General features: G+C 48.4%; 14 protein-coding genes, 1 tRNA gene and 4 pseudogenes. 16 read left to right on the top strand and 3 right to left on the bottom strand.

The features are described from left to right. Positions 1-120 precede the first annotated feature (120 nt). The 8 genes and pseudogenes from MiSe_RS42705 (at position 121) to MiSe_RS42680 (ending at position 5,084) form a co-directional block, all read left to right on the top strand. A complete protein-coding gene (locus MiSe_RS42705; RefSeq protein WP_226592290.1) occupies positions 121-471 on the top strand; it encodes a calcium-binding protein in 351 nt (116 codons plus the stop codon). A 12-nt stretch (positions 472-483) separates the two neighbouring features. Further along, a pseudogene (locus MiSe_RS53340) lies at positions 484-537 on the top strand (hypothetical protein); the annotation flags it as partial. A 42-nt stretch (positions 538-579) separates the two neighbouring features. Continuing rightward, positions 580-831 (top strand): hypothetical protein, encoded by a 252-nt coding sequence (locus MiSe_RS42700; RefSeq protein ID WP_264196960.1) that lies wholly within the window; start codon positions 580-582, stop codon positions 829-831. Positions 832-849: 18 nt separating this feature from the next. Further along, a pseudogene (locus MiSe_RS53335) lies at positions 850-1,044 on the top strand (putative Ig domain-containing protein); the annotation flags it as partial. Positions 1,045-1,110: 66 nt separating this feature from the next. Next, entirely contained in the window at positions 1,111-1,494 is a 384-nt protein-coding gene (locus MiSe_RS51620; protein WP_264196958.1) for a calcium-binding protein, read from the top strand. After that, on the top strand, positions 1,386-2,258 hold the full coding sequence (locus tag MiSe_RS42690) for a calcium-binding protein (RefSeq protein WP_373873017.1): 873 nt from the start codon (positions 1,386-1,388) through the stop codon (positions 2,256-2,258). Before MiSe_RS51620 ends, MiSe_RS42690 begins: the two co-directional genes overlap by 109 nt. A gap of 98 nt (positions 2,259-2,356) precedes the next feature. Continuing rightward, positions 2,357-3,415, top strand: a pseudogene (locus MiSe_RS42685) (TIGR03032 family protein); the annotation flags it as partial. A 439-nt stretch (positions 3,416-3,854) separates the two neighbouring features. Further along, entirely contained in the window at positions 3,855-5,084 is a 1,230-nt protein-coding gene (locus tag MiSe_RS42680) for an RNA-guided endonuclease InsQ/TnpB family protein (RefSeq protein ID WP_226592288.1), read from the top strand. Positions 5,085-5,126: 42 nt separating this feature from the next. On the opposite strand, the gene MiSe_RS42675 is transcribed toward MiSe_RS42680, so the two are convergent. Together MiSe_RS42675 and nadD are read right to left on the bottom strand one after the other, a co-directional pair. Beyond that, positions 5,127-6,140 carry a type I glyceraldehyde-3-phosphate dehydrogenase gene (locus MiSe_RS42675; RefSeq protein ID WP_226592285.1) on the bottom strand — a complete coding sequence of 338 codons (1,014 nt, stop codon included), beginning with the start codon at positions 6,138-6,140 and terminating at the stop codon, positions 5,127-5,129. 241 nt (positions 6,141-6,381) lie between these two features. Next, the gene (gene nadD, locus MiSe_RS42670; protein WP_444980620.1) at positions 6,382-7,071 is read right to left on the bottom strand and encodes a nicotinate (nicotinamide) nucleotide adenylyltransferase; all 690 of its coding nucleotides are present in this window, start codon (positions 7,069-7,071) and stop codon (positions 6,382-6,384) included. A 268-nt stretch (positions 7,072-7,339) separates the two neighbouring features. Here nadD and murC point away from each other — a divergent pair, with 268 nt between their 5' ends. From murC to MiSe_RS42655, 3 genes are all read left to right on the top strand, one after another. Further along, a complete protein-coding gene (gene murC, locus MiSe_RS42665) occupies positions 7,340-8,881 on the top strand; it encodes a UDP-N-acetylmuramate--L-alanine ligase (protein WP_226592281.1) in 1,542 nt (513 codons plus the stop codon). A gap of 162 nt (positions 8,882-9,043) precedes the next feature. After that, positions 9,044-10,033, top strand: a complete 990-nt coding sequence (gene murB, locus MiSe_RS42660; protein ID WP_226592279.1) for a UDP-N-acetylmuramate dehydrogenase — start codon at positions 9,044-9,046, stop codon at positions 10,031-10,033. A gap of 109 nt (positions 10,034-10,142) precedes the next feature. Beyond that, entirely contained in the window at positions 10,143-10,487 is a 345-nt protein-coding gene (locus MiSe_RS42655) for a YbaB/EbfC family nucleoid-associated protein (protein ID WP_226592277.1), read from the top strand. 280 nt (positions 10,488-10,767) lie between these two features. Here the strand turns inward: MiSe_RS42655 and MiSe_RS42650 are convergent. Beyond that, positions 10,768-11,403: pseudogene (locus tag MiSe_RS42650) on the bottom strand (orange carotenoid protein N-terminal domain-containing protein). A gap of 221 nt (positions 11,404-11,624) precedes the next feature. Here MiSe_RS42650 and MiSe_RS51615 point away from each other — a divergent pair. From MiSe_RS51615 to MiSe_RS42630, 5 genes are all read left to right on the top strand, one after another. Next, entirely contained in the window at positions 11,625-11,747 is a 123-nt protein-coding gene (locus MiSe_RS51615) for a hypothetical protein (RefSeq protein ID WP_264196957.1), read from the top strand. Positions 11,748-12,308: 561 nt separating this feature from the next. Beyond that, the gene (locus MiSe_RS42645) at positions 12,309-13,247 is read left to right on the top strand and encodes a TIGR04168 family protein (RefSeq protein WP_226592275.1); all 939 of its coding nucleotides are present in this window, start codon (positions 12,309-12,311) and stop codon (positions 13,245-13,247) included. Positions 13,248-13,291: 44 nt separating this feature from the next. Next, positions 13,292-13,378: transfer RNA gene (locus MiSe_RS42640), tRNA-Ser, on the top strand. A 133-nt stretch (positions 13,379-13,511) separates the two neighbouring features. Further along, entirely contained in the window at positions 13,512-13,664 is a 153-nt protein-coding gene (locus MiSe_RS42635; RefSeq protein ID WP_226592274.1) for a hypothetical protein, read from the top strand. A 29-nt stretch (positions 13,665-13,693) separates the two neighbouring features. Further along, positions 13,694-13,846 carry a hypothetical protein gene (locus MiSe_RS42630; RefSeq protein WP_226592274.1) on the top strand — a complete coding sequence of 51 codons (153 nt, stop codon included), beginning with the start codon at positions 13,694-13,696 and terminating at the stop codon, positions 13,844-13,846. Positions 13,847-13,910 lie beyond the last annotated feature (64 nt).

Raw genomic sequence — 13,910 nt, 5'->3', positions numbered from 1 at the left:
TAATACAGTGGGGATGGACAGCGCCTCACTCAAAAATGCGTTAAATTCTGCCCCAACCAGGGCAGTAACAACGAAGCAGGAAGCCCGCGTTCTATCTGTACTCAGATGAACGTCGGGAGGATGTCACGCAATCAAGGGAATGATACTTTGTCAGGCGATCGCGGCAACGATACGATTTATGGAGGGACTAGCGATCGCTTAATCAACGACACCAATGGACGCGACTTGCTGTTTGGCGCTAGCGGTGATGACTTGATCAACGCTAACCAAGGTGACGACACCCTATTCGGAGATGAAGCGAACGATACGGTACGCGGTGGTCAAAATCATGACATCGTATCCGGTGGTGCTGGCGACGATTTGCTGTTAGGCGGCAACGGCAACTCGATTCCTATCGGCGCTAATGGCGAACGAGACTGGTTATGTGGCGGCGGCAACGACTTATTATCCGCCAATGAGGCAGAAGATTGACTCAATGGCGATGACGGGGATGATACGCTCTATGGTGGTCAAGAAGATGACACCCTCATCGGTGGTGTCGGTCATGACAGCTGGTTCGGCGATTTAGGTAATGACCTGTTGCGCGGTGGTAGTGGCGGCGACTGGTTCTTTTTAGCACCTGGTAAAGACAGCGATGGGATTAGCGATTTTGCCGATGGAGAAGATCGCTTGGTTGTGGGTGGCGGTTTAAGTTTCGCACAATTGGCGATTTCTGCTAGCGATAATGGTACTGAGATCGCTCTCAAAAGCAATGGGGAAATTCTAGCTGTTTTGACTGCAATTGACGTCAATCAAATTGGGCAGGATGATTTTACTTTCTTTTTGAGTTAAGGTTTTTGACCTACTCCCCTGTCTCAAGAAGATGGGATTCTTAAAAGGACCTTTCCTGAAGAGACTTTCCTCGATCCCGACCTTGGTGATACCATTACCTATACCGCCAGACTCGACAATGGCAATCCTTTACCTAATTGGCTGAGTTTTAACCAATTTAGTCGCACTTTTACTGGCACGATCGCGAGTGGCGTTTTTGGTAGTTTCACCTTGTTGGTGAGGGCGACAGATGGGGGTAATGCTACTGCGATCGCTCCCTTAAACATTACCATCTCTAATATGGAACCCAATTGTTTCTGCGAACAGATTGTTAGTCCCGATCTTGACATAAATCCGAATGTTGATATCACTGCCAATCCAGTAGATTCACTACAAGCTGGTAGTAATAGTGACGATACTCTTATCGGTACTGATGCTAACAATTCGATCGATGGCTTTGGCGGCAACGATTGGCTTGATGGCAAGGCAGGTCGGGATAACCTGGTTGGCGGTATCGGAAATGACACAATTTTTGGCGGCAGCGAAGGCGATTGGATTTTAGGCAATCAAGGCGGATTGGCGCTAATACGGGTAACGATTTTATCAGCGCTGGGCCGGGTAACGATACGGTGTACGGCGGTCAAGGGAACGATTTTGCTCGCGGCGATACAGATAACGACCTGATGTTTGGAGATATTGGGAATGATACTGTATCGGGCGATCTCGGCAACGATACCATCTATGGCGGTACCCCCGATATCCAAGACAGAGACACCAACGGACGCGATTTGCTGTTTGGTGCTGGCGGCGATGACTTGATGAACGGCACCCAAGGTCAAGACACATTATTTGGCAATGACGGTAAAGATACGGTACGCGGAGGTCAAAATGATGACATAGTTTTTGGCAATGCTGACAAGGATCTATTGTTTGGCGACAAGGGAAATGACAGCCTCTGGGGCGACGATGGTAACGATACCATCTATGGTGGCAACGGAAGCGATATTGCGATTGCCAAGGGGGAGGAACAAGACGTACTGTGCGGCGATCAAGGCGATGACTTGCTGTTTGGCAATGAAGGGTTAGACGATCTCAATGGCGATCTAGGCAACGATACCCTGTATGGTGGTCAAGAAGATGACATGCTCGCAGGTGGGGTGGGCAATGACTGGTTAAGTGGAGACTTAGGTTGCGATGTTCTGCGGGGTGGTAGCGGCAACGACATCTTCATCTTCGCACCTGGTATGGGTACTGATGTTGTCTTTGACTTCCAAGATGGGGAAGATCTTCTAGGGTTACGGGGTGGTTTGAGTTTCCCAGAACTGAACTTTACCCAAAGCAACGATAGCGTTTTGATTAGCGTGCAAAGTAGCGGGGAATTTTTAGCGGTGTTGAATGGGAATGCTCTCAACCAAATCAGTCAGCAGGACGTTATCCAGCTAGATTAGAAAAACCACAAGAGAGTCGATTTATCCACCCTCCTGACACCAAATTAAACAAACCAACTCCAGATCGCTGTATGCCAGCAAGTTAATTCCTACCAAATATGCAACAGCAATCAACCGCATCAACCCCCTCTCCACCCCTGGAAGTATTCTGTTCCCGCCAATTTCTGGAATGGTTGCACGAACAACAAATCAGCATCGCTTTCACAACCTATCAAACCTCTCGACTCTGTTTGATTGGCGTTAATTCAGCAGGAAACCTTTCCGGATTTGAGCGTTTGTTTGACCGAGCAATGGGATTATATGCCACATCAGAACGCCTGTATCTGAGTACAAAATATCAGATCTGGCAGATCGATAACGTGCTGAATCCAGAGCAATTATACAACGGATACGACAAGCTTTATATCCCTCGGATTGGCTATACGACTGGCGATCTAGATATCCACGATGTCCCAGTCAACAGCAGCGGAAAAGTCATATTTGTCAGCAGCTGATTAAATTGTCTGGCAACGGTGAGCGATTGCTACAGTTGCACCCCCCTATGGAAACCGCCTTTTATCTCAAAAATTATCAATGAAGACGGCTGTCACCTCAACGGGTTAGCAATGGTAGAAGGACAACCCCGTTTTGTCACCGCTTGCAGTCGTTCGGATATCGTCGATGGTTGGCGAGACAAACGGCGAGACGGCGGCGTAGTAATTGATATACCATCGAACGAAATTATTTTAAGCGGACTTTCCATGCCCCACTCGCCGCGATTTTATCAGGGTAAATTGTGGTTGCACAACTCTGGAACTGGGGAATTTGGTTATGTAAATTTGCCGTCTGGAAAATTTGAACCCGTGACTTTTTGTCCGGGTTATTTGCGGGGATTGGCATTTTGGAAAAATTGGGCAATTGTGGGACTATCAAAACCAAGAGGAGGAGATAAAACATTTTCTGGACTAGCGCTGGAGCGGCAATTAATTGCTAAAGATACCGAACCTCGCTGCGGATTAATGGTCATCGAATTGAGTACGGGAAATATTGTGTATTGGTTGCGCCTAGAAGGAATCATTACCGAATTGTATGACGTGCAAGTATTACCAGGGGTGCGACGACCAATGGCATTGGGTTTTCAAACAGATGAAATTTCTCGGTTGATTGCACTTTCTCCCACACTCGATGCTTCTACAGGAATAAGCTGAAGAAGATGGGGATTTTGTGGGATAGGCGACACGAGCAGTCAAAGAGTTTCTTTTTTGCAGAAGTCTTATGGCGAGAGCAAGTCGCCATATATAGCAACCGCACTGGCGTAATCAACGTTCTTATATCATGTTCCTGAGCAACGGTTGTGTAACTGCTAATTAGCCTTTAGCTATCACAAAAAGGGTGGGCATCGCCCACCCTAATCGCTCAGAACTTTTACCTAGAAACAGCAGAATGCCCCCACCAAATCAAAGATTCTGGTGGGGGATGAATGCGAGTTCATTTTGGAGGGTTCCCTGACCCATGCGAAGCGAGGGAAGGGAATCACGAGAAAATGAACAATCTCTTGATCCAAACGTCGATACCTGTGTTACTATGAATGTATAAACGCGGTAGAAGCCATAACCGATGTACCAAGCAGTCAAGCTCAGACTCTATCCAACGCAAGAGCAGGAAGCATATCTCGCTCAAGCTTTCGGTAATTGTCGATGGCTCTATAATTTCATGCTGAACCACACGACAGAAACTTACCGAAACACTGGGAAAGGTCTGACGAAAGCTGCGATGGACAAGATGCTACCGGATCTAAAACGGGAATATGAATGGTTAGGTTTAGCCTATTCTCAGTCATTGCAACGGGTGACGTATAACTTGTCATCTGCGTTTCAGAACTTTTTTGAAGGTCGTGCTAAATATCCGACATTCAAGAATAAGTTCTCGAAACAATCCGTTGGCTATCCGCAAGGTGTGAGGCTTTTGCTCGGGGATAATTCGCTCAAATTTCCCGGTACATTGGGAATTGTAAAAACCGTGTTTCATCGCGGTCTTCCCACTGGAAAACAAGGTTGCGTTACCGTCTCTAAGACCACTGACGGTAAGTACTATGCTTCTATCTTGTTTGAAACGTCTGTCGAGACTGTCGAAGCAATCAACGACGCGATCGGTGTGGATCTTGGATTGAAAGACTTCGCCATCACGTCTGATGGTCAGAAACACAATCCATCCAAACGAACACAACGAAAGCTCAAGAAACTAGAACGTAACAAGAAACGCAAGCAGCAGAAACTATCCCGAAAGAAAGGTGAATCCAATCGTCGCAAAGCAAAGCGACTCGTTGCTAAAGTTTCTGCTAAGATTTCGAGAATCCGCGAAGACTTTCTCCACAAGCTATCCCGCAAAATAGCTCACGAAAACCAAGCGATCGTGGTGGAAGATCTAGCCGTCAAGAACATGGTCAAGAATCCCAATCTGGCTAAAGCGATCAGCGACCAGGGATGGGGAACGTTTCTGACGATGCTCAAATACAAAGCGGAGAAGTTCGGTCATCAGTACGTTGAGATCAATCGGTTTTTCCCGTCATCGCAACTGTGTGCCGAAACTTTGCTACCGATTCCCATGCTTCAGAACGGTTTTGATAGCTTGGGGGTCAGGTTTGTAGACTGTCCAAACTGCGGTAAGCAACACGATCGCGATATCAACGCTGCGATCAATATCAAGCATGAAGGTTTGCGGATTTTGGCATTGGGAACCAGTGCTACTGCTTCTGGAGGGTATGTAAGACCAAAACGACCGGGACGTAAAAAATCCACGGTCGTGGAGGCGATTCCCAGTGAAGGAAGAAGCCCCCACCATACCTGAAAGGTTGGTGGTGGGTAGTTCACACTCAGTACTCAGTACCGACTAGGCAGTCCACTTTTGCGCCACAAGTTCGGCTAAATCGACAACCCGTTGAGAATAGCCCCACTCGTTGTCGTACCAAGCCACAACTTTAACCATGTCGCCATCCATGACCATAGTCAGACTGGCATCGACAATGGAAGATTCGTCAGTGCCGCGATAATCTGTGGAAACCAACTCCAGGTCGCTGTATGCCAAAATGCCTTTCAGTTCCCCTTCAGCGGCTTCCTTTAATGCTTGGTTTACTTCTTCAACAAAAGTCTTTTTCTCAACATTAATCACCAAATCCACGACGGAAACGTTGGGAGTTGGTACGCGTAAAGCAATCCCGTTCAACTTGCCTTTTAGTTCTGGTATTACCAGACCTACAGCTTTAGCCGCACCCGTCGTTGTTGGTACAATGTTCATTGCTGCCGCCCGCGCCCGACGCACATCCCGGTGAGAAGCATCCAGCAACCGTTGGTCGCCGGTATAGCTGTGGGTGGTGGTCATCGTGCCTTTGATGATGCCGAATTTTTCGTGCAGTACCTTGGCAATGGGAGCCAGACAGTTGGTGGTACAGCTAGCGTTGCTGATCACCCAGTGCTTTTCGTGGTCGTATTGGTGGTGGTTAACCCCAACCACAAACATGCCATCATCGCCTTTCCCCGGTGCTGTAATCAGAACCTTCTTGGCGCCAGCGGTGATATGCTTGGATGCACCTTCTTTGCTGACAAATACGCCAGTCGATTCGATGATCAGGTCAATTTCCCACTCTTTCCAGGGCAAGTTTTCTGGATTGCGATCCGATACACATTTAATTGTCTTGCCGTTTAGAATGATTGAGTTTTCGTCATAACCAATATCCCCATCCATCTTGCCCAGCATCGTGTCATATTTGAGCAGGTGAGAGTTGGTTTTTGGGTCAGAGGTGTCGTTGATAGCAACGAGATCGATGTTGCTATTTGTTCTGCCCGCCCAACAGCGCATAAAGTTGCGCCCGATACGCCCAAACCCGTTGATCGCGACTCTGATCACTGCGTCTTGCCCTCTGTGAATCCAGTAATAATTACCTAGTGAACCCAATGATATCGCAAATATTGTACAATTCAACGCCAGTCAACCATTTTTAGCGCTCAAGTTTTTTTTTGCTCGATTTATCAGGTTTTTGCGGCTATTACGGCAAAAATCATAATTTTAATAAAATCTCTAGATTTATCGCTGGGTTGTTTATTTGGGCGCAACAAGACTGCCTCTTTTTATGGGCGAGAGGTTAAAACTAGGGGCGCTCGCTCTGATAAAGTTTCTCTTGGGCGATATAAACTCTGACCGCTTCGGGAACCAAGCCACGAATCGACCGATTCTGACGACAGTAATGGCGAATCAGACTCGATGAGATGGGAAAAGGAGGCATCGACAAAATAGTCCAGCGAATCGGTATCGATTGAGACAATAGCTGCTGCTCGACTTGCTGGCAGAGAAAATGCATCGGATTGGCGATGCCATCAAGTTGCGCCCGCTCAGTTCGTAGTAGGCGCTTTAGCGCCGCCAGATCAAAAGCGGGATCGAGTCGGGGAGCCACCAGCCAATCGCAAGCCGGGATTAATTCCTGACGGCGATACCAGCGGGGTAAGGTTTGGAAGGCATCCAAGCCAACAATCCAGTACCAGTGGGTATTTGGGTAAATACCTTGCAGGTGTTGTAGGGTGGCGATGGCGTAAGAAGCGCCCGCGCTCTTGCCATTGCTCGATTCCAGCACAAAACCAGGGTTGTGTGCGATCGCTCGCCGCACCATTTGTTGTCGATGTTCTAACGAAGACATTGATGTTACGGATTTATGCGGAGGGCAAGCGTTGGGGATCCAGATCGCTCGCTCGATGCCGCACTGAGTGAGAGCAGTTTGGGCGATCGACAGGTGTCCCCAATGGACAGGATCGAATGTGCCACCAAAAATAGCCAGTTTCTGCATCGCTGACATATAAGCTCTGCGGGCATTGGTAATTGGGAAAAAGCGGGATCTGCGAACTGACAAGAGCGTCAGTTCGCAACCCGCGCATGACATTCTTCCTCATCACCCATGACGGGTGACCCACGCTCCAGGCTCGCATATCTCAAAATCAGTATTTCTAAGGATGAACGTGCATCCCTGCAACGCTGTATCGTGAAAAAATAATTCCTGGTATGATATCGCCTGTTATACATACAGTAAGGTGTTGTGTGGTGTGTAAGGAGTTGATATGAAAAATACTGTTGATTTTAGCGGCAGGCCATTTCATTTCATCGGGATAGGTGGAATTGGAATGTCAGCTCTCGCCTATGTTCTGGCGCAACGGCAACTGCCGGTATCGGGTTCAGATATTCGACCTAGTCACATTACCCAGCGCTTGCAGGAACTCGGCGCGCATATATTTAGAGAACAAGAAGCCAGCAATTTGCAATTTTTTCTGCCAACTGCAGAGCCAGCTTCTGAATCCTTACAACCAGCAACGGTGGGCGTTGGCGCCACAAACGTCAAGAAAACTGAACAATCCTTAAAGCTCGAACCGAAATTAAACCGGGCAACAGGTGCGGCAGCGTTACCTCAAGTCATTTGTTCCACAGCAATCAATACAACCAACTTTGAGTATCTGGCAGCTCTGGAGTTAGGCTGTCCGATTTTTCATCGCTCGGATGTGCTGGCAGCCTTGATCCAAGATTACCAAAGCATTGCGGTAGCGGGAACCCACGGCAAAACAACCACCAGCAGCATGATTGGATATCTGCTGCTGATGGCGGGTAATGACCCGACAATTGTAGTCGGGGGAGAAGTTAAAGCCTGGGAAGGCAACGCCCGACTGGGAGGTGGAGCTTATTTAGTCGCCGAGGCGGATGAGTCGGATGGGTCGCTGGTGAAGTTTTCCCCCCAATTAGGCGTGGTGACCAATATCGAACTCGATCATCCAGACCATTACGAATCCCTGGAGCAGGTAATTAATACGTTTGAGATATTTGCCTCCCGGTGTCAAATTGTGGTGGGGTGCATTGATAGTCCGCCGGTATGCTCGCGCATCAAACCGCACATTAGCTACAGCCTCAATCCGGATGCAGGTGCGGACTACACGGCTTCAGACGTCGTCTACCTTGCCGATGGCATTACAGCGCAAATTTGGGAACGGGGAGAAATCCTGGGAGAGTTAAACTTACCGTTGCTGGGACAGCACAATTTGAGCAACGCACTGGCAGCAGTGGCTGTGGGTCGTCACTTGGGGTTAGAGTTTGAAGTCATAGCGAGTGCGATCGCCACCTTTGCTGGTGCCAAACGCCGCTTTGAACTGCGGGGCGAAGTCAACAATATCCGCTTCATCGATGACTATGCCCACCACCCCAGCGAAATTCGCGCCACCCTCGCCGCCGCCCGTCAAAATTCTCCCAACCAAAGGATTGTGGCTATTTTCCAACCCCATCGCTACAGTCGGACGGTGAGTTTATTAGCAGATTTTGCTCAGTGCTTCAACGATGCTGACTTGGTAGTTATCACCGAAATTTACAGTGCGGGAGAACCCAACAACGGGTTAGTTAACGGGCAACAAGTCGCCCAAGAGATCGCCGCCTACAATCCTCATGCGGTATACCAACCATCGCTACAGTCGGTGGTCGAGTTTCTCCAAGAAACCCTACGCCCCAATGACCTGGCTCTGTTTCTCGGTGCTGGAAACCTCAATCAGGTGATTCCTGAGCTGATAGCTAATTTTGAGGCAGCTGAAAAAGACGCGCTAGGCGAATATCCCTGCCCGGTTTAATTTCGTTCACCGGACACAGGCATTGCAGTTGCGGATTAAGACATTGATCGGAAAAGAGCAAGTCAGGGTGCAGCGAAAGCTCTTTCCAATGCAACTCACTGCTTCAGTGTGGAGTTCAAGCTGGCTTAGTTTTTAAGGAATTTTTTGCAGTTGTTACAAGCTATGACAATCTCCTACGACCTCTCCAAGAGCCTCAACGTTACCAGCTCAACCAGCCAAATAGTTTCCGCAGATACTAAATCTCGGCACATTCACTTGCCAGGAACCGATTGTACGATCAAGCAAGGGGTTTCTTTAGCATCGCTCACGACTTTTCGCGTCGGTGGCCCTGCGGAGTGGTATGTTGCTCCTCGGCACCTAGAGGAACTACAAGCCAGCTTTGAATGGGCGCAGTCCCAGGGTTTATCTGTTACCCTGTTGGGGGCTGGGTCGAATTTGCTGGTGAGCGATCGCGGCCTACCCGGTTTGGTAATATGTACCCGCCACATGCGTTCCACCTACTTCGACCCGGAGACGGGTCAAGTCACCGCCGCCGCCGGAGAACCCCTGGTTCGTCTCGCTTGGCAAGCCGCAGAACGGGGTTTACAAGGACTAGAATGGGCAGTTGGCATTCCCGGCACCGTTGGCGGTGCCGTTGTCATGAATGCAGGCGCGCACAATAGCTGTACGGCAGATATTTTGGTCAACGCCCACGTGCTTTACCCTGACGGTAAGCTGGAGATTGTCACCCCTCAAAACTTGGGCTATAGCTATCGCACCTCGAATTTGCAAGGAGATCGGCGCTTGGTGACTCAAGCAACTTTCCAACTCAAACCAGGTGCCGATGCCGCACAATTAATCGCCACCACCGCTGCCCATCTCAAGCAACGCCATTCTACCCAACCTTACAATAAACCAAATTGCGGCAGCGTCTTCCGCAATCCCAAACCTCACGCGGCTGGATGGTTAATCGAGCAAACTGGTCTTAAAGGCCATCGAATTGGTAATGCCGCAGTAGCGCAACGCCACGCTAATTTTATTCTTAACTGCGGCGGGGCAACGGCTAGCGATATTTTCCAGCTGATTCGCTTCGTCCAGCAGAAAGTAGAACAGGAATGGTCTTTATTGTTAGAGCCAGAAGTTAAAATTCTGGGCGATTTTCAATTGATTTAGATAGAAATCGGTAATAGGCAGGCAATTACCCATTACCTATTACCGATGACCCATGTCTGATGTTCCGTGGCTGTGCAAGAATGGGGTTGTTTACCCAGAAATTTAGTTTATGTCACAAAAGCAGGGATTCGGCTTCGGCTTAGGCAAAATGAAAGAGCTAGCCGAAGCTTTTAAGAAAGCTCAGCAGGTTCAAGAAGGGGCAAAAAGGCTTCAAGAAGAATTGGAGCAAATGGAGATCGAGGGACAATCTGAAGATGGCCTCGTCAAGGTTGTACTCAACGGCAACCAAGAACCCCAGCGGGTGGAAATTTCTCCAGACGCCCTGGCAGGTGGTGCAGAAGCCCTCTCTGCCACCGTTACAGCGGCAATGAAAGATGCCTACGAAAAATCTACGGCTACGATGCGATCCCGCATGGAAGAACTCACCAGCGGTCTGGATATTCCCGGATTATGACATCAAGAGATTGTCTGCAATTGCAGGCAATTTCCCTGTCAAATTATTCTCGCAGCTAGCTCAACAAAAACAAGGTAAAACCCCACCCCTAAAAGGGGTGGGATAAAATTATTTACTCAAGTTGCTAGTTATCTCATGCATAGTAGCTAATGGCGTTACTAGGCAGATCCCTGGTCACGAGGCTAATGGCTCAATCGGTAAAAATCCAAGATTAGCAAGCTCGCAATTAGCAATTAGCAAAGCCCTTGTTTATAACTAGCAACTTGCGTTATTTGCCAAATTAAAGACTGGCAGTTTTCCCCATTTCTGCCTGAGATGAAATTGGCTGAATGTCTGTGTATCCCATGTTACTAGCAACAGTACGCAAAACAGAAATTTGCTCGTCAAAATCAAGCCCTTCAATTTGCGACAGCGCATCCTTGATCGGTTGAGTTGCTTTATAACCTTGGGGCATATCTACAACTGTATCGCCCATTCCTTGCGCCCAAGCAAACCAAACCATCAATTGATTGTTTTCTTTTAAAGCACCATAGGCACGAGAATATTCGCTGTCTTCGCCATTTACAATTTGTCGCATTACTGCTAGCTGCTCCTCGTGGGATAATTGATAAAAGTCTCCCATTACTCCCTTCGCGGTAGAAGACTATCTACATCTTTCTTCTTCCTTCTTCGTGTTCTTCGTGTCTTCGCGGTTTATTAAATAGTTATTCTTACCTAGCGAAGGGAGTAACAGCGGCGCGAGTTCTGGTTCTGTTGCAGTTGGCGCAGCGGGAGTAATCGAGTTTCCCATCTTTTCGTAAATCAAATAAAGTAAAGCTAATTTTTCATCGGTTCCTAACCCTTCAAAAGCTTGCACCAATTTTTTATTTTTTTCTGATAAAGCTTGAGATTGGATGGTATTTTGGCTGGAAATCATAAACTTTTCTCACAGATAGTTTGGGTGTTCAGACTAAGAGATATCAAAATTGACGGGAAAAAATCGCCCTACTAAAGAGAGAGTTTAAGCCATATCTTTAGATAGAATAAGTGTCTCTCAAATGGGGGATGAAGGATCTATCGCAAGAGAGTTAGAGACGAAGCGATCGCAGGTTTAGGATTGTTGCAAGGATAACAAAACCCCATACTAGGAGAATCCCAATGACCGAAGAAATCAAACCCAATCCTGAGCAAGCGACTACCCATGAAGCCCAACTTGCGGCTGAAAGCATGGTGGAAGGACAAGAAAAAATACCCGCAATTGATGTATCGGCTGATCACTAAGCTTCTAAAGCGTTTAGCGTCAGCGAAATTGACCGTACCGCAGAAGGCGCGCAAGCCGCCGCCGCAGCGACTGCACCTAAATTTGAAGTACCAGCAGCAAAAGAAACCGAATTTTTTGCCGAACCTACGGGGGATCCAGCTGATTATATGGATATGGCAAAAGAAGTTAGCCGTACACCAGTAGCTAGCGGCGAAGTTACCGATGAATTAGTGCAAAAAGCTTTAGAAATGGGTCAACCAGCTAGTTAAAAGTGTGGCGTTTTGAGTTGGAACTGAACTAAGAAACCCGGTTTCTTAAACAATACCTTCCAGGGGGAAACCGGATTTCTTGAATGGATAATTTATGCCAGTAAAATATAACTTCGTGCTAGAACAGCCAAGGGGCAGATAAAACTTCTGTAGGACTTAGGCAAAAAAACTAAGGTGATACGAAAAATCGTGGGTTTCGAATCGCGAGATTGACTCATCACCTTTGTTTTTCGCTCCGGGTGCTAGAGTCCTGTTCTGGTCAAAAAACTCGGTCTATGACTACAGTTAAAACAGACTGGCAATGGAGCAAGTATGACCGAGGGGAATAATCAAAAGCACGTGATTAAAATAGCTGTTGTCGGTGACGTTCACGACCAGTGGGAGGAGGAAGACGCTCGCGCTCTCGCACATCTGGGTGTAGACTTGGTGCTGTTTGTGGGAGATTTTGGCAACGAGTCGGTGGAAGTGGTGAGAGCGATCGCTTGCTTAAATATCCCCAAAGCAGCAGTTTTCGGCAACCACGACGCCTGGTACACCGCCACGGAATGGGGACGGAAAAAATGTCCTTACGATCGACGAAAGGAAGACAGGGTGCAGGAACAACTCGATCTGATGCGCGAGGCGGATGTTGGTTATAGTAAGTTGGACTTTCCCCAATTGAATTTAACCGTGGTCGGGGGTCGTCCGTTTAGCTGGGGTGGTCCGGAATGGAAATACAACCAGTTTTATCAAGAACGATTTGGTGTATCGAGTTTGGAAAAATCAACGGAGCGCATCCTAGCAGCGGCGCAAAGCGCAGCATATGAGAATTTGATTTTTTTGGGTCACAACGGCCCCGTGGGGTTAGGAGCGCGCCCTGAAGACCCCTGCGGCAAAGATTGGGAGCCGATAGGAGGGGACTTCGGCGATCCGGATCTGGCGGAGGCGATCGCTCAAACCAAACAAATGGGGAAATGGGTTCCCCTTGTCACGTTTGGACACATGCACCACCACCTGCGCCACACTAAAAAGTATTTGCGGAAGGCAGTTTGTACCAGTCCAGATGGTACCGTTTACTTAAATGCCGCCAGCGTCCCGCGCATCGTTGGGCATGGAAGCGAGATCCAGCGTAATTTTTCCCTGGTATTGCTGCAAGAAGGCGTTGTGTCACAGGCGTCCCTGGTGTGGGTGGGAGAAGATTGTGCGATCGCAAAAGAGCAAATTCTATACCGCCACCCAGAGCAAGCAGTCATGCAACCTGCCTTGAGTTAGTAGTTAAAAGTATACCCAGGATTGATATGATGGAATATACGCCCGGAGAGGTGGCAGAGTGGTCGATTGCGCTCGACTTGAAATCGAGTGTGGCAGAGATGTCACCGTGGGTTCAAATCCCACCCTCTCCGTTTTATGTAGTAGGGACACGGCGGTAGAAAGTCTTCTCGTTAATGGCAAAGCTGATTGATGCCGTGCCGCTACCATCTACGATCTGGGCGATCGCATTGAGTAGGGACACGGCGGTAGAAAGTCTTCTCGTGAATGGCAAAGCTGATTGATGCCGTGCCGCTACCATCTACGATCTGGGCGATGGCATTGAGTAGGGACACGGCGGTAGAAAGTCTTCTCGTTAATGGCAAAGCTGATGGATGCCGTGCCGCTACCATCTACGATCTGGGCGATGGCATTGAGTAGGGACACGGCGGTAGAAAGTCTTCTCGTGAATGGCAAAGCTGATTGATGCCGTGCCGCTACCATCTACGATCTGGGCGATGGCATTGAGTAGGGACACGGCGGTAGAAAGTCTTCTCGTTAATGGCAAAGCTGATGGATGCCGTGCCGCTACCATCTACGATCTGGGCGATGGCATTGAGTAGGGACACGGCGGTAGAAAGTCTTCTCGTTAATGGCAAAGCTGATGGATGCCGTGCCGCTACCATC

Source organism: Microseira wollei NIES-4236, assembly GCF_020521235.1.
In the GTDB taxonomy this organism is placed as follows: Bacteria; Cyanobacteriota; Cyanobacteriia; order Cyanobacteriales; family Aerosakkonemataceae; genus Microseira; species Microseira wollei.
This window is presented reverse-complemented; position numbering and strand designations above follow the sequence as displayed.